Below are 20,813 nucleotides of genomic sequence, written 5' to 3'. Positions count from 1 at the left end.
AAAATCATAGGACACTTTACATTGTTTGTAAAGCGTCCTATGTTAGTTTTCATGTAATTTGTCAAAAACATTTTGTGCGACATTTTTAGGTAAGCCGATTTGTTGAAGTTCTTCGACTGTTGCTGCTGTAATATTTTTAAGAGATTTGAATTCTTTCAAAAGAGTTTTTTTCCGTTTTGGTCCTAATCCTTCGATTTCATCTAAGCGAGAAGCAAAACTATTTTTACTTCGAAGTTGTCGGTGAAACGTGATTGCAAATCGATGGACTTCATCTTGTACTCGTTGCAATAAAAAGAACTCAGGTGAATTTCTTTCTAATGGAACGACAGCTAGATCTGAACCAAAAAGTAATTCATTCGTTTTATGCTTTTCATTTTTGGCCATTCCTGCTACGGGAATATCGATACCTAACTGGTTCTCCAACACATCTTTTGCAACATCGACTTGCCCTTTCCCCCCATCGATCAAGATCAAATCAGGTAAAGGTAAGCCTTCGCGGATCACACGTGCATACCGACGATAGATAACTTCCCTCATGGAGGCATAGTCATCAGGTCCCTTCACTGTTTTGATCTTATATTTGCGGTATTCCTTTTTTGCTGGTTTCCCGTCAATAAATACGACCATCGCAGCGACTGGATTTGTTCCCATGATATTTGAATTATCGAAAGATTCGATACGCGTTGGTGTAGGGATGTTCATTGCATTACCTAACCGTTCCACGGCGCCAATCGTTCGCTCCTGTTTTCGTGCAATCAGATCAAATCGTTCATTTAAGGCAACCGCTGCATTTTTATTGGCAAGTTCCACTAGTTTTTTCTTTTCGCCTCTTTTTGGCTGTAACACTTTGGTATCTAATAGAGCTTCCACGCTTAATTGGTCGATCGTATCAGGGATCAAGACTTCTTTGGGGATGAAATGTTCATTTTCTTGATAGAATTGACCGATATACGTTAAAAAGTCTTCTTCTGCTTCATTATAAAAAGGAAAAATAGAAACGTCACGTTCGATCAATTTTCCTTGTCTCACAAAAAATACTTGGACACACATCCACCCTTTATCGATGGCATAACCAAATACATCTCGATCCACTAAATCGGTATTCGTCATTTTCTGTCTTGTCATGATCGTTTCGATTGCTCGAATCTGATCGCGGTATTCTGCGGCTTTTTCAAATTCCATATTTTCGGCAGCCTGTATCATTTTTTGGTGGATCTCTGACTCGACTTTTTCATGCCCCCCGTTTAGAAACCCTTTTACTTCATCGACGATTTTCGTGTATACCTTAGGATCGACATTAAAGTAATACGGACATAAACATTGGCCTAAATGATAATACAAACATGGTTCTTTTGTTTGACTTGGCTTACATTTGCGTAAAGGAAACAACCGATCAAGTATTTTCTTTGTTTCATTCGCAGCCCCTACATCGGGATAAGGTCCAAAATAAAAAGCTTTATCCTTCAATACCTTACGTGTGATCACTAAACGTGGATATTTTTCATTGGTGATTTTTAAAAAAGGATACGTCTTGTCATCCTTTAGCATGATATTATATTTAGGATCGTTTTTCTTGATCAAGTTGATTTCTAAAAGCAAGGCTTCGATATTTGATTCAGTCACGATATATTCAAAGTCTACGATCTCACTAACTAATCGTTCTGTTTTGGTATTGTGGCTACCTGTAAAATAAGAACGGACACGATTCTTTAGGATTTTTGCTTTTCCCACATAAATGATCGTTCCATTTTTATCTTTCATCAAATAGCAGCCTGGTTGATCAGGAAGTAAAGCTAATTTGTTTTTGATACGTTCATTCATTGTATACTTCCTTTCAGATTTCATTGTATTCATTATAACATGATTGATAAATTCGTTGTTTCACTGTCATTTATTTTGACAATAAATTAAATTTTACAAGTATCGTCTGCATTATGACACTGCGCAAAAAGAGGAGGGCGAGACAAAAGTAAACATCACTTTTTGTCTCACCCTCTGAATTCGAATTAACGATCTTTTTTAACCCCTATAACTAGTTTTCATGACCTTGTAAATAAGATTGTTTATTTTATAGATATTGGCTGATCATTTGACGTAATTGTTCTTTCGTATGAACACCAATCGCTTTTTCAACTACTTGTCCATCTTTTTTCAACAATAACGTTGGAATACTCATGATCCCAAACTCTTGTGGTGTTTGCGGATTTTCATCTACATCCATTTTTACGATTCTGAATTCATCTTCATCGTATTCTTCTGCTAATTGATCTAAAATTGGTGCTTGCATGCGACAAGGTCCACACCAAGTTGCCCAAAAGTCAACCAATACTAAGCCTTTGTCTGTTTCTTCGTTAAATGTCGTATCTGTAACTACTTGTGACATATAAAAGACCTCCATTTTTTAGTCTGATGGTATTATAGCATTTTTCTTTTCCAGAAACGAGCATTCTGCTTACATTAAGTAAGTTTTATTTAAACTTAACGGTCGTTGCTCCATTCCCACCTTGATTAGCGGGAGCAAATTCATAGCTTTTTACACTTCGATGATTTTTTAGATAGTCCGTGATCCCTTTGCGTAGTGCTCCTGTTCCTTTACCATGGACAATAGTGACTTGAGGATACCCAGCCAAGATTGCTGCATCAAGGTATTGATCCACTTCAGTCAGTGCTTCTTCATAACGTTTTCCACGAAGATCTAGTTGATTCGCCACATGACTGGCAGATTCTGATCTTACTGTATGCACCACTCTTTGTGTTGGTTCTTTTTGCGGAGCTACTGGCATCAATTCACTTTCAGAAACATTCATCTTCAAGATACCGATCTCCACTTGCCATTCATCCCCGTTTTTACGTAACAAGGTTCCTCGCTGACCATAAGTCGTTACAAGAACTTCATCTCCAGGTTTGAGCATCTTTTGTTCCTTCGCTTTTTTCAATACTTTATTTTTCTTCAATTGTTCTTCTTGGTGTAAGTTTGCTAATTGTGTTTTCGCATCAATCAATTGATGCTCTTTCACATTTCCTTGTCCGATCTGTTGTTGCATTTTCCGAATATCTGCGATGATGTGATCGGCTTTTTCTTCTGCTTCCGCTACCAGATCATTTGCTTTCTTTTTCGCTTTTTCTAGTTCTTTTTCCCGTTCTTCAAAGAAATAACTATACGCATCTTTTAGATTTTCATACAAACTCTGTGCCTCATCAACATAATGACGCATTTCCAAGTATTCTGTTTCAGCCATTTTACGACGACTTTCTAAATCAGAAATCATTTCATTCAAATCTTGGCTTTCATCATTCATCAATTGTTTTGCTTCATTGATCACATCTTGATCTAGTCCTAACCGACTCGAGATCTCAAATGCATTGCTTCGACCTGGAACACCGATCAGCAAGCGATATGTTGGGCTCAATGTATCCACATCAAACTCCATACTTGCATTAATCGTATTGGCACGATTATAACCGTACACTTTCAACTCTGGATAATGAGTCGTTGCCATGACATAAGCTGATTTTTTCCCTAGATCATCTAGGATAGCGATAGCTAATGCTGCTCCTTCTTGCGGGTCTGTTCCGGCACCTAACTCATCAAATAAAACTAAACTTTTTTCGTTTACTTTTGCTAAGATATCCACTGTATTGGTCATATGAGAAGAAAAAGTCGATAAACTTTGTTCGATCGACTGCTCATCTCCGATATCGGCAAATACTTCTTCAAAAATTCCGATCTGACTATCTTCACCTACAGGGATCGGCAGTCCAGCCTGCCCCATCAATTGAAGTAAGCCAAGCGTTTTTAACGTGATGGTTTTCCCACCTGTATTTGGACCAGTGATGACGATTGCTTGATAATTCTCACCGATCGTAATGTCATTAGCCACAACTTTCTCTTGGTCAATCAATGGATGCCGTGCTTGTTTGAGCACAACATGATTCTCTTCGCTGATTGTCGGAACAATTGCTTTTAATTCTTTCCCAAAACGAGCTTTGGCATTCATTATATCCATTTTTCCAATAACATATGCGTTATGGATGATCTCATGACGATGAGGAACAAGCTCTGCTGACAATTCACTTAATATTCTTTGGACCTCATTACGTTCGGCAATCTGGTACTGTCTTAACCGGTTGTTCAAGTCAACGATTTGTTTTGGCTCAACAAATAAAGTTTGACCAGAAGCACTTTGGTCATGGACTACGCCACCAAACACACCGCGATATTCTTGTTTTACTGGGATAACATAGCGATCATTTCGCATCGTGATGATTGCATCACTCAAATATTTTGCGTTTTTCCCTCGAATGATGCCATCTAATTGCTCTCTAACCGTTTGTTCGCTGCGACGAATGTTTTGACGAATACTTTTTAGTTCTGGTGAAGCATCATCTGTCACTCTGCCATCTTCATCGATTGCTTCTTTTAATCGACGGCTTAAAACCGGGATCGTAACTAGCTGGTCAGCCCAAAAATACAAACGATAAAAGTCGATTTCGCTGTCGGCTAGATCATCAATGAATCGTTTCAATTCACTAGTTGTTGATAACACACGAGAAACTTCCGCTAATTCAACCCCATTCAAATCTGCACCGATTTCGATCCGTTTCATATGTGGTCGGATATTTTCCAATTTTGGTATCGGGATGCCTCCACGTAAACGTTGGACTTTCAATCCATCCTCTGTTTCAGCCAACCAATCCGTGATGTGTTCTTTCTGATTAACGGGAACTAATTTCACTAGTTCTTCTTGTCCTTGAGCTGTCACTAAATATTGACGAACAAGTTGTTTTACTTTTTCAAATTCTAATGTTTCAAGGATTCGGTTATTCACTTTATCACCTTATCTTTCACTAAAAAAAGTTGTAACTCTTCGCATCAGCTCTTTCGCTTCTGCCGTCCTGTCACAACCTCTTTTCAATCGTTTTGTTTCATCAATCCTATTGATTGATGATATTCGTTACCCATAGATCATGGATTTTGTCACTCAATAGCGGTGTCTTCTCAACAATAAAGCGTGCAAGACTATTCCCACTAAATTGATTTTGGATAAAATCTACTGGAACAAGAGTCAATAAGCTCAAAAGCAAGAAAATCGTCACATAAGCAACCACAACAGACAGCACACCGCCTGCTAGCCAATCTAATTGCCTCAATACAGGGACATAGGTCAAACTGTGAGCAAAAATCCCGATGAAGCGAGTGATCAACGCACCCGCCAATAGAATCAGCAAGAAGGCCACCCCTGCATAAAAAGCCTCATCTAATCTAAAAGAGATTGCTTGATCAAAAAAGACCATTTTAGATGTAGAAGTCACTGCTGGATAAGGAATATATAACTCTAAATGATCCCCTAACTGTTTGTAAAAATGCTGGGCCGCAAAAAACGATAGTACATAGCCTATCGTATAAACCACTTGCATAGCAAAACCTCGCCTAGCCCCTGAAAAAAACGCAATCAGCAAAATAAATAAAATCAATAAACTTAACATGCCACGTTCCTTTCTCCTCGTTAATTTGAAGATTTTTGTTTGATTTGGCCTTTTCTTTTTTCATTCAAGATTTGTTGTGCTTCCATATGATTTTTGATTTCACGGTCAGGTTGTCCGTTTTCTTTCAAAACTTCTCGAGCTTCATTCTCAATTGCTTCGATCCGTTTGATACGGTTCTCCATTTCGGTAAATTTAATCATTTTTTTCTTTAAGTTTGCCACTTCTTTTTCAAGTTCTAAATTTTTTTCTTGTTTTTTCAATTGATCCGAGAGCGCATTGACAGCCATCAAAATAGCTGCTTGTTCGTTATCGATTTGAGGTGACAATTCCTTCAATTCTGCTAATTGTTCATTGATCAAATTTGTCACGATATCCATGTGATGTTTCGTTTCACGTCCAATGATCGTGTAAGTTTGGTCGGCAATCACTGCTTTATAGCGTGTTTTTTCGTGCGCCATCCGAATCATTTCCCCCTATTGATAAAATTATTATCTAGTGTACCATGAAGTTAATGATTTAACAGCTGTACACACATTTCTTTAATTTACTTTATCATTATATGATAAACTAAAAAAAAATGCTATGTCTCCTACTATTCTTATGTTTAGAATGTATGGAGGTCAAACTATTTTGGACAATGTCAATAAATTGGAGGCACCATGAGTAACGTAATCATAAAAACAACTGCTAAACAGATCGAAAAAATGAAACAAGCTTATTCAACTTTTTTATTACCAAAAAAAATTCCTTATACATCTTTTGTAGCCAAAAAAAACGGCACTACGATCACTGCTTATACTTCTGGAAAAGTCATGTTTCAAGGCACAAATGCAGAAAAAGAGGCTGGTCTTTGGGGTGAAGCTCCATCAGCAGCCAAAAAAAATAGTAAAAGTACTGATTTGCCACCTGATCTTCCTCATTTATCCGTCCTAGGAAGTGATGAAGTCGGCAATGGAAGTTACTTTGGCCCGCTGACCGTTTGTGCCGCATATGTCGACAAAACAAAACTTGATTTATTGAAAAAATTAGGTGTGCGCGATTCAAAAGAAATGAAAGATCCCCAGATCGTTCAATTAGCGAAGATACTAAAAGAAACTATACCCTATCAGCTACTTGTTTTATCCCCGAAGAAATACAATGAGATCCAGCCAAAGTATAATGCAGTTCGGATGAAGGTCGCTTTGCATAATCAAGCAATCCATTTGTTGTTGCAAAAAATAGCACCCACTAAACCTGATGCTATTTTGATCGATCAGTTCACACCAGAAGCAAACTTTAAAAAATATGTACAGTCAGAAAAAAATCAAATCCAAGAAAAACTTTATTTCGTTACTAAAGGGGAACAATACCATCTAGCTGTAGCAGCTGCCTCTATCATCAGTCGCGCGAGTTTTTTAGAAGAACTCGATAAAGAATCTGCAGAATTAGGGTTTATACTGCCTTCTGGTGCTGGCACAAAATCTGATCACGTAGCCGTTAAGATTTTACAAAAAGGCGGGTTACCTTTACTGGAAAATTACGCCAAACTTCACTTTGCCAATACAGAAAAAGCCAAAAGATTGATGGGCTAATCTTCACAAATCAAAGAGGTCGAGACAAAAATCGTTTAGGTTTGAGAAATTATAGAAAAAAAGAGGCTGGGACAGAAGTGTTCAACTCCGAGAAATAAGAAGGAATCAACGAAATTTGCTTTTCAAATTTTTGTGAATTTCGGCTTATTTTTCGGAGTTGCTTATGCTCCCACCGTTTATTCGTTTTTAAAGAATGAGACAAAAGTATTTCTTACTTTTGTCCCAGACTCGTTTTTTTAAGTACAGCATACGCAGCTGCTCAACCTTGAAGTTCAAAATAATCGCGTAACGCTTGAGTTAAACTTTCTGCTAGTTGTTGTTGATAGGAAGAAGTCGTCATTTCTACTAGATCAGCATCATTATTCATGTACCCCATCTCTACTAAGAGTGCAGGTTGGAGATTTTCCCGTAAGACCTGATAATTACCTGTTGCAATGCCTCTTGAGGCAAGCGGCAAATCGTCAAATGAATCCGAAACTGTCTGGGCTAATTTTTCGTTCTCTTGATAATAGTAGTACGTCGTGATTCCTGTTGCCTCATTGGCATACTCTGTAGAATCAGCATGCAGACTGATAAAAATATCCGCTTTTTTTGCTTCACTATACGTACAGATATCTCCTAGCTGTACAAATGTATCACTAGTTCGGGTAAGATAAACCGTAGCACCTGCTGCTTCAAGTTCTTTCTTTACTTTCTTAGCTGTACTCAAAGTAATCGTTTTTTCTTCTATTTCTTCGTTAGTACTCAACGCCCCTGTATCACTTCCTCCGTGACCTGGATCGATTACGATCACCGCATCAGATAAGTCTGTTGGGGTCTCCTGCACTGTTTGTTCCACTATGCTCCCATTTGTCAAAGCTAGATATCCCGTCATTCCGTCATTGGTGGTTACTTGATACGCATCATCTTTTTGGGTGAGATAAGTAGTAAGCTCCCCACCATTGACTACTGTTAATGGTGTTGTCAACGCAGCGTCTGCATATAGCGTGCTATCTTCTTTTCCAATTTTTACCATTGTTTTTGTTTCTGTCGAACTCGTTGTTGCAGCTTGCGTGACCTTTTCTTGACTAGTACTTGTTTCTTCTGCAGCTGTTTGTTTATCAAAAAAGTTGGATTCATTGCTCGCTATCACACCGAATAACCCAATAAAAAGAATCAGAATCACTTTCTTCATGTTCTTTCACCTCGTGAAGCAAACAATATGATGTTAAACTTAAAGACAACTTAAATTGAATTTTTAGTCAAAAAAGACACACGTATGAAGGAATTGTTTCATCCCTTCATCGTGTGCCTCACGATGATCCGCTGGTTGCTGTTAAATTTTTTGTTCAACACAACTATTCACTGATCACGCCGTGTAAATATAAGTCGATCAACTGTTCCACAGTCATGGACTTTTCAACAGAGTTACCTGCTTGTGTGATATATGGCGAGAGGATCAAAAAGAAATGTCTGGCTGCAATTTCTTGTGTGACATTTTCTCGAAGCGCTTCTCGGTTCTTTGAAAAAATGACTTCAAAAGGTTCACGATAATTTTGCTTCCATAACGCAAAAAGATGGTTTCTCGTTTCGCTTGAAATATTTTGTTTCAAATCATGGAGCATCATGAATAGATCGACCAAATGACTGTCAATCAAATACCTCGCCATCGCTGTCAATGTTTGCTGAAAGGTTACATCGCTTGTTTCTGAGATTTTTCTTAAATCTTGACCGACTGTCGTCAGATGTTCTTCAAGAACTGCTTTGTATAATTTTTCTTTATCACTAAAATAATGATACAAGTTCGGTTGAGTGATTCCGGCTCTCTGGGCTATCTCCCTAGTTGAAGTACCCAGATATCCCTTTGACATAAACAAGCGATTGGCTTCCTTCAAAATCTTTTCTTGCGTATCTTTATTGTAGCGATGAACCATATGCACACCCTCTTTTCAGGCTTAGTCTGTTTTTTCTTTAAAAACACCATCTTCCATCATAAAGACTTTATCACATTTGTCAATAAGTCTTGTATCATGTGTGACCATAATGATTGCTTTATTTTTTTCTTTTGACTCTTTTGCCAGTATATCGACTACTTCTCTCGCTTTTTCAGAATCTAAGCTAGCTGTAGGTTCATCCGCCAAAATGATTGAAGGATCGTTATACAAAGCCCTTGCAATCGCTACTCTTTGTCGTTCACCGCCCGACAGTTCTTCTGGGTATTTATTGACCAAACTGTCGACCCCTAGCTGTTCAAACAATTCGTTGGCTTTCTCTTGTCGTTTCTCATGTTTCACTTTATCCACCAAAATCAGCTGTTTTTTCACCGTTAGAAACGGAACCAAGTTTGAAGCTTGTAAAATGAAACCAATCTCTTTAAAACGAAGTTTCACCCGTTTACTTTCAGGTTGATTACTGAACTCTTCCCCATTGATCAGTACAGAGCCTTTACTAGGCGTCTGCAATCCACCAGCCATCGTTAAAAATGTACTCTTTCCTGATCCAGAAGGTCCAATGATTGCGACGAACTCGCCTTTTTCAATACGCACATTCGTTTTTTTCAGTGCGTGGACGATCTGATCGCCATCTTGAAAACTCTTTTCCACTTCTTTAAATTCAATTGCTGCCATTTTTATTTTCCTCCTATCCAATCGCCTTTAATGGATCGATTTTTACGATCGTCCGAACTGAGAATAGCGCGCCCAAAACAGCGACTACTAACATCAAGACACTGATCACTCCAAAGAAAAGCCAATTACTTTGGAAAGGTACGGTATCTGGTAACACCAAGGAAGTTCCTACTGTTCCCAACAATCCCAGAGCAACACCAAAAACTGAAAGTAAAAATGTTTGCGCTACTACCGAACGTGCAATAAAACCACCAGTAATCCCTTGCGCTTTTAGTACACCAAAAATATTGATTTTTTGCATCGTTAACACATAAATAAAAATACCAATCACGGTTGCTGCAATCACAATCAAAAAGCCGATCATAAAGCCAAAAGTCAAAACTTGTGCATTGTATCCAGGCAATTCATTGATGAATTTTGCAATACTGATTTTTTCGAGACCATCAGGCATTTTATCGACACTGCCCCTAACCACTACAGCATTGATTCGCGCATTTTCACTAGTATCTGTTTTTTCAAAACGAATCTCTTGATACGCATCAAGAGTCGTATATAAGACTGGTGAAACATTGAATTTGGCATTTTCTGTAAAACCTGTCAGCTTAAATGTCTTATCACTTCCAGAAAGTTTGACCGTATCACCAATCTTCAGTCCATATTCTTCCTTCAAACTGATATCCCCAACTGCTTCATCGTTTCCAGAAAATTCTTTTCCTTCCACAAGCTTCGGCATTAAGAATTGACTTGGATCGATACCAAAAAAACTCACATTGATCTTACCCGCATCTTTATTGTCCTTGCTAGTTACTACTCCAGGTGTTTGCGCTAAGTACGCAACTTCTCCACCTTTCACTTCTTCGGCTGTCTTTTTCGTGATCATCGACATCCAAAGATTTGTGTTAGAATCTTTGGATAAAACGATATAATCTGCTTCCCATTTATCCACTGCCGTACGATTATCTTGTGCCAACCCATAAGCTAATCCTGTTAAAAAAAAGACAAGGTAAGCAATCAAAAACATGACTCCAGCTACTAAAGCATAACGTAATTTTGAATGAACAATTTCATTTAATGCTAAAAACATCTAATTCCCCCTTAAAAAATGATCGATCGATAAATTTATTTTATCACTCGATAAATTTTCAAGGGAATATTATGCTCATGAAAAAAGAAGAATGTGGGACAAATCTAAAATTCAGGTTTGCTACAGACTCTCGAATAAACGGCGTCCAAAAGTCAGGCTTTTCGGAAATTTCAAAAAAAAGAGGCTGGGACAGAAGTTTTTCTTACTTTTGTCTTGATCTCTCTTTTCATGTACGACTATTGGCCGTAATATGCTGTTTTTCCATGTTTTCGATAATAGTGTTTATCTAATAAATATTGAGGTGTTCGAACAGTATTGCCATTCAGTTCTTCTGTTGCTTTTGCTAGCTGACAAATTTCATCCAATACAATCATATTTTCGACTGCTTTTTCTGGCGTAGCTCCAAAGGTAAACGGTCCATGACTAAAAACGAGGATACCTGGGATAGCTTGAGGACAGATTTCTTTCTCTTTGAAACATTCAATAATTACTTTCCCAGTATTTTCTTCATATTCTGTTTGCACTTCTGCTTCTAGCAATTGACGAGTACAAGGAATATCGCCATAAAAAGTATCTGCATGGGTCGTTCCATATACTGGCACTCCTCGTCCTGATTGAGCCCAAGCCACTGCGTGAGATGAATGTGTATGAACGATTGCTGAAATATCCTTGAACTGTTGGTATAACATGAGATGTGTGAATAGATCAGAGGATGGCTTCAATGAAAGTTTCTCAACCATTTTTCCTTGCAAATCGCACACGACCATATCTTCCGATTTTAATTCGTCATAAGCAACCCCACTTGGTTTAATTACAACGATTTTTAAATTACGATCAATTTCACTGACATTCCCCCACGTCAGTTTTACCAAGCCTTCTTCAGGAAGTCGCCGATTTGCTTGGTAAACTCTTTCTTTTATCTCTGCGATCTTTGTTTCATTCCACATGATATCCCGCCTCATTCAATTTTGGATAAAGATAATCTTTCGCTTCTTGTATTTCATTTTCATATCCAGCGTTTTCCCCACTCCACATTTCTATGAGAAATGCACCTTCATATCCCGAACGTTTAAGTACTTTTAATAAACCTAAAAAATCAACGCATCCTTTTCCGAATGGGACGTTTCGAAATTTACCTGTTGATTCTGTTGTAACGGGATAAGTATCTTTCAAGTGAATAGCCACAAGATGTTCCTTCCCTTTTTCCAATTCCATTGCCGGATCATTTTCTGACCAAGCAGACAAATTGCCTAAATCGGGATAGAGCTGTAAGAAAGGAGACGGGATTTGATTTTTTATTGCCATAAATTTCGTGACAGAATTTATAAAAGGATCATCCATGATTTCAATAGCTAAGATGATCCCATAACGAGATGCTTCTTGAACACTTTCAGTTAAGCATTCGATAAATCGTTCTCTAGATAATACAGATTTTTGTTCATAGTATACATCATAGCCTGCAAGCTGGATTATCTTTATGTTCAATCTATGGGCTAATCGAATAGCCTTTTTTATGATATTTTTAGCTTTATTTCGCTTTTTTTCGTCGTCCGAACCAAATGGAAATCTGCGATGTGCACTAAGACAAAGTGAATGGAGCCAAATTTCCGAAGCGAACAGCTTACTTTGTATCATTTTAATTTCTTCCTCAGACCAATCAAGTCGTGCCAACCGTTCGTCACTCTCATCAATTGATAATTCCATAAAATCAAAGCCAAGTTTTTTTACTAAAGCGAAACGCTCCGTCCAAGAAATATCTTGCGGTAACGCCTTCTCATAGATTCCTATAACAGCCATCACTTCACCCCCAAATACGAGCAATCTCAGTCTTAAATCGCTCTGCGGCTAAAAGTGGTTCTTTGGACGCAGTGATTCCTCGACCAACGATAAAACTGTAAATAGGCAGGTCTTTGAATAATGGTAATATCTCTGGAGATAGTCCACCTGTCACAGAAACTTTGAAACCTAATTCAACTAATCGTTCCACTTTTTCTAAGTCTTTTTCGCCCCATGATTCACCTGCAAGTAATGAATCTCTGCTTTGGTGATAAATAGCCTGTTCAATTCCAAGTTTGTGCCATTTTTCCGCTTGTTCAAATGTCCAATCTCCGTAAAATTCTATTTGTATTTGCTTAACCTGTGTTTGAGCTGCTTCCATGGTTGCTAAAGAAGCACAACAAATCACGGTCATCACATCTGCTCCAGCGTCTGCTACATTTCTTGCTACAGTTCTACCCGCATCTGCACATTTCGTATCCGCAACAATTTGCTTATCAGGAAATAACTCACGAATATAACGAATTGCTTTTTTTCCTTCTTGAAGACACAAAATCGTTCCAACTTCAATGGTATCCACTATTTTACCAACTTGATCAATGTCTTCTAGTGCTTCCGCTAATGAATTATGATCCAAAGCAATTTGCAAGTTTGGTTGCATCATTCTCCCTCCTCTTTCTTGTATTTTTTATATAAATTTGATGTTGAAAATTTTTCCTTGATCTCTTTTGCTGACATTACATTTTTGATTCCTATAACAAGGACTCCTCTTTTTTCTGCTTGTTTAAACATCGCTAAAAAATTTTGAGGTGTAAAAACTACATCATATTGACTAGCTGAACTTTTTCCTTCTGAAAGCGCACAATGATGGATTTTGATGATAGGAATTTTCAATTCTGCCATTGCTTTTTCTACACTACGCATCATCATTAGACTTGTTCCTGATCCATTTGCACAAGATACTAAAATTCTCATGTTTAGGTCCTCCAAAATCACTTATTTTTTTTGTCGATTTTCTTTGTACTGCTCATAATCAGCAACGATCATGAAATATCCTTCTGGATCTTTTCGGTATTGTAGTTGAGGAATGATCAATAAACCAAAGGCAACTAGTACTACACCGATATAACCAGCAAATTTCATGATTACTGTAATGAACGGCCACGCGGTTGCCCAATCAAACATGCCGATATACCCTCCGAATTTTGATAGCCCAATCCATGTAGCAAATAACGCTGACCCTCCAACCTGGATCATTCCAGACAAAAAAGGAAAAATACAAGCAGCTTTAAACCCACCTCTATTGTTGGCAAAAACAGCAATGACCGCATTATCAAAAAATAAGGGAATAAAACCCGCGATCACAATCGTTGGAGAGCGTAGTAAAATCAGTAAGCCAATCATCAAAAATTGACCTAATGCACCAAATAAAAATCCAACTGTCACTGCATTTGGAGAACCAAATCCAAAAGTCGCTGCAACATCGATTCCAGGAACTGCGCCTGGAAGAATAGTGTTGGAGATTCCTTGAAAAGATTGTGTCAGTTCATCAACAAATGTTCGGACACCTAACTGCAAAATCGCAAGATATACAGCAAAATTTAAAGAAGTAGTGAGAATATAGAAAAGAAAACTTTGGCCTTCAATCATGAACTCGGATTGAATTAAATAATCTTTTCCTAAAACCAGTAAAATGATACCGAAAAAGAAAAGCATAAGAAGAGAAGTTGCTACCATATTCTCATTGAAAATAGACAAAAATCCAGGTAGCTCGATATCTTCTAGTTTTCTATCTACTTTATTTAATCCCTTCTTTTTCTGATCTTTTTTCATCCATTCCGATAGTTTTGCAAAAAGGTAGATACCAAACATTTGTTGATGGGCTACCGCAAAACCAGCACCTTCTGTTAATTCTTGTGTGATACTGACTGTCAAATTTGATGCAACAGCCCAGTAACAACCTAAGATGATTCCCATAAAGACTAACACTTCTATTCTTCCTAGATTAGGAAAGCAAAACAACAAAATCCAAAAGGCTGTTGCTGCTTGTTGGATCTGAACATTTCCTGTAGTAAATACCGCACGTAATTTTGTATATTTTTGAAATCTTACTAGTGTGATATTCAAGATAAAAGCAATCAAAAGTAAAATCATCACATCTCCAAAGGTACGTCCAAATGTCTTCTCTAAACCGACATCCACTGCATTCTGTCCAAAATAAGGGTCCGTTACCATTGCATCTAGATTGAATCGATCCTTCAAACCTACTAAGATAGGGCGAAAATTATTTACTAAGCCAGCTGAACCAACAGTAAGAATAAAGTAGCCAACAGTGGCTTTCAAAAAACCTGCCAGACACTCATAGAATGGGCGCCGCAATAATAAATAACCTAATAAAACAATGAATCCGATCAAATAAGCCGGTTGCGTTAAAATATTTGTGGCGAAATATGTCCAAATATGTAATAAAAATTTTCCCATCTTTCTCCTCCTAACTTTCGTAGCGACGCATCACTTTTAAGTAATCTTCTATTGATTCGGTTGCCATTAAGCTATCGATTACTCTTTCTTTCATCAATAATTCAGATAGTTTTTGGATGTTTTTCAGATGTGCTGTAGAATCTTTTGCTGCTAATGTAAAAAAGAGTTGTGCTTTTTTCTCAGGATCGCCAAAATTGACAGGAGACTTTAATTTTGTAAATGAGATAGCTGTTCCTAACACCTCATCGCTTTGTGAAGAGGCATGGGGCATCGCAACATTTGGTGCAACAATGATGTATGGTCCAAACATCTTTATACATTTGATTATCTCTTCTATATACGTTGCTTTGATGATCTTTTTCTCTAATAGCAGCTGACAACTCTCACGTACACCTTCTTGCCAATCTGTGACTTCTTTTTCTGAATAATACACCAACCCTTCTGACCAAAAATATCTCAGCATCTCTTTCTCCCCCTGTTCTATAAAAATGATGGAAATGGTGTATCATTTTCAGTTGTAAAAGCATCATGAAACCCTCGATCAAAATTAAATTCTAGCTTTTCAAAATCTTGTGGATATGTAAACTTTCCACCAACTTGCCAAATAAAGGGGTGAAATTGATAGGCCAAACGCTCTTTTTTAGATTGCCATAAAAGGGTGATTTCTTTCGGATCAGCCATGAAATTTGACCAAATATCATAATGAACTGGAATCACTACTTTTGTCTTCAGAGCTTCTGCCATCCGTAATATATCGGCTGAAGTCATTTTATCTGTGATTCCTCGTGGGTTTTCCCCATATGCACCTAAGCAAACGTCAACAGTATATTCATTTCCGTGTTTTGCAAAATAATTAGAGTAATGAGAATCCCCTGCATGATAGATATTTCCTCCAGTAGTTTCAAATAGATAATTCACCGCTATATCGTCCATCGCCTGTGGCACCTTTCCCTTGAAGGAATAATCAGGCTTATCACAAGTAATCAAGGCCGTCCGATCGAAAGCTTCCAAAGCGATCACTTTCGTTTTACCGAGGGTTATTTCGTCACCTGGCTTGACGATTGTCGTCTTTTCTTTCGGTATCCCCCAGTCAAGCCACGTTTCAACTACCTTTTTAGGTCCAATAAAGCGTGCTTGCGGACAATTTTGATGGACAGCTGCAGCAGTATTTATGTCTAAATGGTCAGAATGGATATGGGTCACAACTAATGCATCGATGTTTTTCATTTCAAAAGGGTCAATCACAAAAGGTTGCGTACGTAAATTAGGCTGCATCTCTTGGACCCCACTCATTCGCATCATTTGATGTCCTTTTTTCATCAATCCTTTCCCATGTGTTTTTTTCCCAGTGCCACACCATAAGTCACATAATATATTTGTTTTTTCAGCTGTTTTTATCCAAAGTCCTGTACAACCTAACCACCATATAGATACATTTCCTTCTTCAACTTCTTCTCTCGCAATCTCCTCATTTAAATACGTACCCCATTCTGGAAAAGTCGATAAAATCCAATTTTCCTTTGTGATATCTGCTATATTCATATTTTTTCTATTCCTCCTTGAAATGTGAGTATCAACACCTAAATGATAAAGCGCTGACAAACTCATTTAAATAGTTTTAAATGATTGTTTGTACTTTATATGATTGTTTTATTTTTTTATATGATTTTTCTTATATACTCAGTCATATAAGAAATTAAGCCATTCTTTGAGGAGGTAGTTTTTTGAAAAATTCACTGAAAAGTATTGAGAAAAGACGAAAAGCGATTTTAGATATTTTAGAAGCACGAAAACAGCTGACAACACTTGAGCTTTCGTCTGAATTAAATGTTTCGTTGAGCACAATCCGAAGAGACCTAAATGTCTTAGAAGAAAAAAATGATATCATCAGAAAATATGGTTACTGCCTTTTTAATTACAAAAATAAAACAAACTTTGATGAGTCGGGACCTCTCATGCTCAAACAACAAATTGCTAGATATGCAAGTAGATATGTCAATGATTATGATACGTTGTTCATCAATTCTAGTTCTACTGCTCTAGCTATTTTGAACTATCTCACTGTTAAACATGTGACAATCGTTACCAATAATTTGAAAGTTGTCGCCACTACTCATCAACCAAACTACAGTTATATCTTGACTGGAGGGGAATTGCGTATACCAAAAGAAGTATTAGTTGGAGATATTGCTACACGAACTTTAATGGATATGAATGCAGATATCTGTGTGATTGGATGTAGTGGTGTCAGCGTAGAAAATGGCGTTACAACTAAAATTTTAAATGAATCAAAAATCAATGAACTGATGATCAATAAAACGAGAAGGAGTAAAATATTAGTTGCTGACCATCGCAAAATCGGCTTGACTTCAAAATTTAAAATTGCTGACGTTTCTTCATTTGACTATTTAATCACCGATCAATTCTGTCCGACAAAAATCGCAAAGGAGATCAGTGAAACGGGTATAAAAGTAATTCGGATAAAAGACTTTCCTACTATTGAACTTTTCTGATACATTGTAAAAAAGAGTACTCTTATTAAGTACATGAAACAATACTTTACTTGATTAAACAACAAAAGCAGTGAGAGAAACCTGAACTAATGACATTCAGTCTCTTCACTGCTTTTGTTTTAACTATTCGCTAAATAAACCGATTCTCTCTCAATTTCGCCTGTTTGATGTCTTCTACCGTTTGCGTACCTGCTAATTGCATGACCATTTCAAGTTCTCTTTTGAAGAAATCAAATACTTGTTTGATCCCTGTACTTCCTCCAAGCGCTAATCCGTATATAGCAGGTCTTCCAATGGCAACTAGATCCGCGCCTGAGGCAATTGCTTTAAAAACGTGCTGCCCGCGACGAACACCGCTATCAAAGACGATTGGTACACGTTTATCCACTGCTTCAGCCACATATTGTAAAGAGTCAAAGGAAGCAGGACCACCATCTAATTGTCTTCCTCCATGGTTCGATACCCAGATACCTTGCGCACCCGAATCAAGTGAACGATAGACATCTTCTTCTGATTGGACACCTTTGACATACACTGGTAGATCTGAATGGGTAGTGATAAACTCGATATCTTTAGGACTCAGTTTTTGTTTAGACGATTTATAAACGGCATCCATCGTTTGCCCTACCCCTGATTGATATGCTTGGACGATCGGCATTGGCAAAGGGAAGGTAAATCCGTTCCGTCGATCTGTTTCACGATTACCGCCAACTGTTGCATCCGCTGTCAAGACGATAGCTTTAGCACCATTGTGTTTGGCCATTTCTAAGATATCTGTATTGATCCCATCATCTTTACTCATATAAAATTGGAACCACTGTGGTACGGTATTTCCGCCCGCTTTCCTGATTTCTTCTAATGTGCAGGAAGCATAAGAACTTGCTGTATAGATAGTCCCAAACTCTGCCACTCCTTTTGCAGAAGCTCTTTCCGCCTGTTCGTGAGCCAATCCATGGGCTGCTACTGGCGCCATGATGATCGGTGCCGCTAAGGTTTCACCCGAAAAACCGGTCGTTGTATCAGGCAATTCTACATCTTTTAAGACATGAGGAATGATCAATCGGTGATTAAAAGCCTTTTCATTTTCTCTATACGTAAAAAGATCTCCTGCTCCACTGCTGATATACCCATATCCACCGTTAGGAATGACTTGTGTTGCAGCAAGTTCTAAATCTTCTATATTAATAAAATCGATAAGTCCTTCATTCGTTCCAGCTTGATAAACTTTTTCCATACTAAAGCCTTCTTTCTAGATAATCAAAAAACATGATTTTATGATAGCGTTTGCATAACCATGGTACCTCGCAAAATTGATACAGGCAAATAATCTGTTTGAAAATAAATGTTCCAACTGAAAAATTAAATAAAATGGATCATATACAAGAAAGAGTAAAAAGTTTTAAATCACAAAATTACGTTTTTTTCAATTTCTTCATATAAATAATATTTATCATTACCCTTGCTTTTGACTATAGTATTTAACGGCGCCTATACTTCGCTTGTAATCAAATCTTAGGAGGAAAACATACATGCTTACAGGATTAAACTTATTAAACAATCCATTTTTAAATAAAGGAACTGCTTTTACAAAAGAAGAACGTGCAAAATATGGGATCACAGGAATGTTACCAAGTACTGTCCAAACACTTGAACAACAATCAGTACAAGCTTATGGTCAATATTTGAGCAAACAAACAGATTTAGAAAAACGTATTTTCTTAATGAATCTATTCAACACAAACCGTACATTGTTCTATAAATTGATGGGACAACACCTTGTTGAATTTATGCCAGTTGTTTATGATCCAGTCGTTGCGGACTCAATCGAACAATACAATGAAATTTTCTTAAAACCACAAGATGCAGCTTTCCTTTCAATTGACGAACCTGAATCAATCAAAACAAGCTTGAAAAATGCTGCTGACGGTCGCGATATCCGCTTGATCGTTGTAACAGATGCTGAAGGGATCTTAGGTATGGGTGACTGGGGCGTAAATGGTGTCGACATCGCTATCGGAAAATTAATGGTCTACACTGCTGCTGCAGGTATCAATCCTACACAAGTACTACCTGTTTCAATCGATGCAGGAACCAACAATGAAGAATTATTGAATAATCCTTTGTATCTAGGGAACCGTCATAGCCGTGTCGAAGGCGAAACTTACTACACATTCATCGATCAATTCGTTGAATCTGCAACTGAGCTTTTTCCTGAACTACTTCTACACTGGGAAGACTTTGGTCGTGGAAATGCTGCAACGATTTTGGAAAAATATGAAGATAAAATCACTACCTTCAATGATGATATCCAAGGAACTGGTATCGTTGTTCTTGCCGGCGTTTTAGGTGGTTTGAATATTTCTGGTGAAGCATTGAAAGATCAAACAATCTTAACATTTGGTGCCGGAACAGCCGGTGTTGGTATTGCCAATATCTTGCTAGATGAAATGATCCGCCAAGGTGTTCCAGAAGAAGATGCACGTAAACACTTCTATCAAGTAGACAAACAAGGTCTTTTATTCGAAGACACAGAAGGCTTGACACCAGGACAAATTCCATTTGCTCGCAAACGTTCTGAATTTGCAAATCATGCTGAATTAACAAACTTAGAAGCAGTCGTGAAAGAAATCCATCCAACGATCATGATCGGAACTTCTACACAACCTGGCGCCTTCACTGAAGAAATCGTAAAAGAAATGGCTGCTCACACAACTCGTCCAATTATTATGCCATTGTCAAATCCAACAAAATTAGCAGAAGCAAAAGCAAAAGATCTAATTGAATGGACAGACGGTAAAGCATTAGTTGGGACAGGTATCCCTGCTGCTGATGTAGAATATAATGGTGTTACTTACCAAATCGGTCAAGCAAATAATGCTTTGATGTACCCTGGTCTAGGACTTGGTTTGATTGCTTCTACTGCTACACGTGTAAATGCTGAAATCATTTCTCAAGCTAGCCGTGCACTAGGTGGAATCGTTGATGTAACAAAACCAGGTGCAGCTATCTTACCTCCAGTTGCGAAAATCACTGAATTTTCTCAAATAATTGCAGAAACAGTGGCAAAATCAGTTGTTTCACAACACTTGAATCGTGAAGAAATCACAGATATCAAAGCAGCAGTTGAAGCAGCAAAATGGGTACCAGAATACCAAGATTTAGAACAATAATCTTTCCTATTCTAACGCGTTAATCAGCGACTACTCTGTGGCAAAGTCACCTTTAGAGTACGTCTAACGAGTCAGCAAAAGAACTCACTAAGATATCTTTTTTGCTGACTCGTGTAAATAATGTT

Annotated in this window: 20 protein-coding genes; 3 read left to right on the top strand and 17 right to left on the bottom strand. The window is 37.7% G+C overall.

What is annotated here, in order from left to right; translation table 11 throughout:
- Positions 1–42: 42 nt before the first annotated feature.
- The 5 genes from uvrC to zapA all read right to left on the bottom strand — a co-directional run bounded on the left by uvrC (position 43) and on the right by zapA (position 5,945).
- Positions 43–1,821 (bottom strand): excinuclease ABC subunit UvrC, encoded by a 1,779-nt coding sequence (uvrC, locus tag DVW83_RS00525; protein WP_219842347.1) that lies wholly within the window; start codon positions 1,819–1,821, stop codon positions 43–45.
- A 247-nt stretch (positions 1,822–2,068) separates the two neighbouring features.
- Positions 2,069–2,383: a thioredoxin gene (gene trxA / locus DVW83_RS00520; protein WP_053109215.1), complete on the bottom strand. Its 315-nt coding sequence runs from the start codon at positions 2,381–2,383 to the stop codon at positions 2,069–2,071.
- An 85-nt stretch (positions 2,384–2,468) separates the two neighbouring features.
- Positions 2,469–4,829, bottom strand: coding sequence for an endonuclease MutS2 (locus DVW83_RS00515; RefSeq protein WP_104660527.1), 2,361 nt, complete (start codon positions 4,827–4,829; stop codon positions 2,469–2,471).
- A gap of 106 nt (positions 4,830–4,935) precedes the next feature.
- Positions 4,936–5,487 (bottom strand): CvpA family protein, encoded by a 552-nt coding sequence (locus tag DVW83_RS00510; protein ID WP_104660526.1) that lies wholly within the window; start codon positions 5,485–5,487, stop codon positions 4,936–4,938.
- A 20-nt stretch (positions 5,488–5,507) separates the two neighbouring features.
- Entirely contained in the window at positions 5,508–5,945 is a 438-nt protein-coding gene (gene zapA, locus DVW83_RS00505) for a cell division protein ZapA (RefSeq protein ID WP_005878354.1), read from the bottom strand.
- 201 nt (positions 5,946–6,146) lie between these two features.
- Between zapA and rnhC the strand changes: the two genes are divergently transcribed.
- Entirely contained in the window at positions 6,147–7,058 is a 912-nt protein-coding gene (gene rnhC / locus DVW83_RS00500; protein ID WP_104660525.1) for a ribonuclease HIII, read from the top strand.
- A gap of 259 nt (positions 7,059–7,317) precedes the next feature.
- Here the strand turns inward: rnhC and DVW83_RS00495 are convergent, their stop codons facing one another.
- The 11 genes from DVW83_RS00495 to ulaG all read right to left on the bottom strand — a co-directional run bounded on the left by DVW83_RS00495 (position 7,318) and on the right by ulaG (position 16,547).
- Complete coding sequence (locus DVW83_RS00495) at positions 7,318–8,232, bottom strand: N-acetylmuramoyl-L-alanine amidase family protein (protein WP_104660079.1); 915 nt, start codon at positions 8,230–8,232, stop codon at positions 7,318–7,320.
- Between the two features lie 163 nt (positions 8,233–8,395).
- Entirely contained in the window at positions 8,396–8,971 is a 576-nt protein-coding gene (locus tag DVW83_RS00490; protein WP_081135585.1) for a TetR/AcrR family transcriptional regulator, read from the bottom strand.
- A 21-nt stretch (positions 8,972–8,992) separates the two neighbouring features.
- Positions 8,993–9,664, bottom strand: a complete 672-nt coding sequence (locus tag DVW83_RS00485; protein ID WP_005878346.1) for an ABC transporter ATP-binding protein — start codon at positions 9,662–9,664, stop codon at positions 8,993–8,995.
- Positions 9,665–9,677: 13 nt separating this feature from the next.
- Positions 9,678–10,748, bottom strand: coding sequence for an ABC transporter permease (locus tag DVW83_RS00480; RefSeq protein ID WP_104660080.1), 1,071 nt, complete (start codon positions 10,746–10,748; stop codon positions 9,678–9,680).
- A gap of 236 nt (positions 10,749–10,984) precedes the next feature.
- Entirely contained in the window at positions 10,985–11,695 is a 711-nt protein-coding gene (araD, locus tag DVW83_RS00475) for an L-ribulose-5-phosphate 4-epimerase AraD (RefSeq protein WP_104660081.1), read from the bottom strand.
- A complete protein-coding gene (locus DVW83_RS00470) occupies positions 11,685–12,545 on the bottom strand; it encodes an L-ribulose-5-phosphate 3-epimerase (RefSeq protein ID WP_104660082.1) in 861 nt (286 codons plus the stop codon). Before DVW83_RS00470 ends, araD begins: the two co-directional genes overlap by 11 nt.
- Positions 12,546–12,549: 4 nt before the next feature.
- Positions 12,550–13,188, bottom strand: a complete 639-nt coding sequence (locus tag DVW83_RS00465) for a 3-keto-L-gulonate-6-phosphate decarboxylase UlaD (RefSeq protein ID WP_137238900.1) — start codon at positions 13,186–13,188, stop codon at positions 12,550–12,552.
- Positions 13,185–13,499, bottom strand: coding sequence for a PTS sugar transporter subunit IIB (locus DVW83_RS00460; RefSeq protein WP_104660084.1), 315 nt, complete (start codon positions 13,497–13,499; stop codon positions 13,185–13,187). The genes DVW83_RS00465 and DVW83_RS00460 overlap by 4 nt, the downstream gene beginning before the upstream one ends.
- Positions 13,500–13,520: 21 nt before the next feature.
- The gene (locus DVW83_RS00455; RefSeq protein WP_123862545.1) at positions 13,521–15,005 is read right to left on the bottom strand and encodes a PTS ascorbate transporter subunit IIC; all 1,485 of its coding nucleotides are present in this window, start codon (positions 15,003–15,005) and stop codon (positions 13,521–13,523) included.
- A 10-nt stretch (positions 15,006–15,015) separates the two neighbouring features.
- Complete coding sequence (locus DVW83_RS00450) at positions 15,016–15,468, bottom strand: PTS sugar transporter subunit IIA (protein WP_104660086.1); 453 nt, start codon at positions 15,466–15,468, stop codon at positions 15,016–15,018.
- Positions 15,469–15,485: 17 nt separating this feature from the next.
- The gene (ulaG, locus tag DVW83_RS00445; protein ID WP_104660087.1) at positions 15,486–16,547 is read right to left on the bottom strand and encodes an L-ascorbate 6-phosphate lactonase; all 1,062 of its coding nucleotides are present in this window, start codon (positions 16,545–16,547) and stop codon (positions 15,486–15,488) included.
- A gap of 182 nt (positions 16,548–16,729) precedes the next feature.
- Between ulaG and DVW83_RS00440 the strand changes: the two genes are divergently transcribed.
- Positions 16,730–17,518 (top strand): DeoR/GlpR family DNA-binding transcription regulator, encoded by a 789-nt coding sequence (locus DVW83_RS00440; RefSeq protein WP_104660088.1) that lies wholly within the window; start codon positions 16,730–16,732, stop codon positions 17,516–17,518.
- 130 nt (positions 17,519–17,648) lie between these two features.
- Here the strand turns inward: DVW83_RS00440 and DVW83_RS00435 are convergent, their stop codons facing one another.
- On the bottom strand, positions 17,649–18,752 hold the full coding sequence (locus tag DVW83_RS00435) for an alpha-hydroxy-acid oxidizing protein (protein ID WP_104660089.1): 1,104 nt from the start codon (positions 18,750–18,752) through the stop codon (positions 17,649–17,651).
- A gap of 295 nt (positions 18,753–19,047) precedes the next feature.
- On the opposite strand from DVW83_RS00435, the gene DVW83_RS00430 reads away from it, so the two are divergent.
- Entirely contained in the window at positions 19,048–20,688 is a 1,641-nt protein-coding gene (locus DVW83_RS00430; protein WP_104660090.1) for a malolactic enzyme, read from the top strand.
- Positions 20,689–20,813 lie beyond the last annotated feature (125 nt).

Origin of the sequence: Enterococcus sp. VV15 (genome assembly GCF_005236045.1) — a bacterium.
In the GTDB taxonomy this organism is placed as follows: Bacteria; Bacillota; Bacilli; order Lactobacillales; family Enterococcaceae; genus Enterococcus_B; species Enterococcus_B durans.
This window is presented reverse-complemented; position numbering and strand designations above follow the sequence as displayed.

Bases quoted from the DNA above. Each gene is read 5' to 3' on its own strand.
- DVW83_RS00460 (WP_104660084.1), bottom strand. From the start codon at position 13,499: ATGAGAATTTTAGTATCTTGTGCAAATGGATCAGGAACAAGTCTAATG.
- DVW83_RS00485 (WP_005878346.1), bottom strand. From the start codon at position 9,664: ATGGCAGCAATTGAATTTAAAGAAGTGGAAAAGAGTTTTCAAGATGGC.
- DVW83_RS00490 (WP_081135585.1), bottom strand. From the start codon at position 8,971: ATGGTTCATCGCTACAATAAAGATACGCAAGAAAAGATTTTGAAGGAA.
- DVW83_RS00495 (WP_104660079.1), bottom strand. From the start codon at position 8,232: ATGAAGAAAGTGATTCTGATTCTTTTTATTGGGTTATTCGGTGTGATA.
- ulaG (WP_104660087.1), bottom strand. From the start codon at position 16,547: ATGAATATAGCAGATATCACAAAGGAAAATTGGATTTTATCGACTTTT.
- DVW83_RS00430 (WP_104660090.1), top strand. From the start codon at position 19,048: ATGCTTACAGGATTAAACTTATTAAACAATCCATTTTTAAATAAAGGA.
- uvrC (WP_219842347.1), bottom strand. From the start codon at position 1,821: ATGAATGAACGTATCAAAAACAAATTAGCTTTACTTCCTGATCAACCA.
- araD (WP_104660081.1), bottom strand. From the start codon at position 11,695: ATGTGGAATGAAACAAAGATCGCAGAGATAAAAGAAAGAGTTTACCAA.
- DVW83_RS00455 (WP_123862545.1), bottom strand. From the start codon at position 15,005: ATGGGAAAATTTTTATTACATATTTGGACATATTTCGCCACAAATATT.
- DVW83_RS00450 (WP_104660086.1), bottom strand. From the start codon at position 15,468: ATGCTGAGATATTTTTGGTCAGAAGGGTTGGTGTATTATTCAGAAAAA.
- DVW83_RS00470 (WP_104660082.1), bottom strand. From the start codon at position 12,545: ATGGCTGTTATAGGAATCTATGAGAAGGCGTTACCGCAAGATATTTCT.
- DVW83_RS00510 (WP_104660526.1), bottom strand. From the start codon at position 5,487: ATGTTAAGTTTATTGATTTTATTTATTTTGCTGATTGCGTTTTTTTCA.
- DVW83_RS00435 (WP_104660089.1), bottom strand. From the start codon at position 18,752: ATGGAAAAAGTTTATCAAGCTGGAACGAATGAAGGACTTATCGATTTT.
- zapA (WP_005878354.1), bottom strand. From the start codon at position 5,945: ATGGCGCACGAAAAAACACGCTATAAAGCAGTGATTGCCGACCAAACT.
- trxA (WP_053109215.1), bottom strand. From the start codon at position 2,383: ATGTCACAAGTAGTTACAGATACGACATTTAACGAAGAAACAGACAAA.
- DVW83_RS00465 (WP_137238900.1), bottom strand. From the start codon at position 13,188: ATGATGCAACCAAACTTGCAAATTGCTTTGGATCATAATTCATTAGCG.
- DVW83_RS00480 (WP_104660080.1), bottom strand. From the start codon at position 10,748: ATGTTTTTAGCATTAAATGAAATTGTTCATTCAAAATTACGTTATGCT.
- rnhC (WP_104660525.1), top strand. From the start codon at position 6,147: ATGAGTAACGTAATCATAAAAACAACTGCTAAACAGATCGAAAAAATG.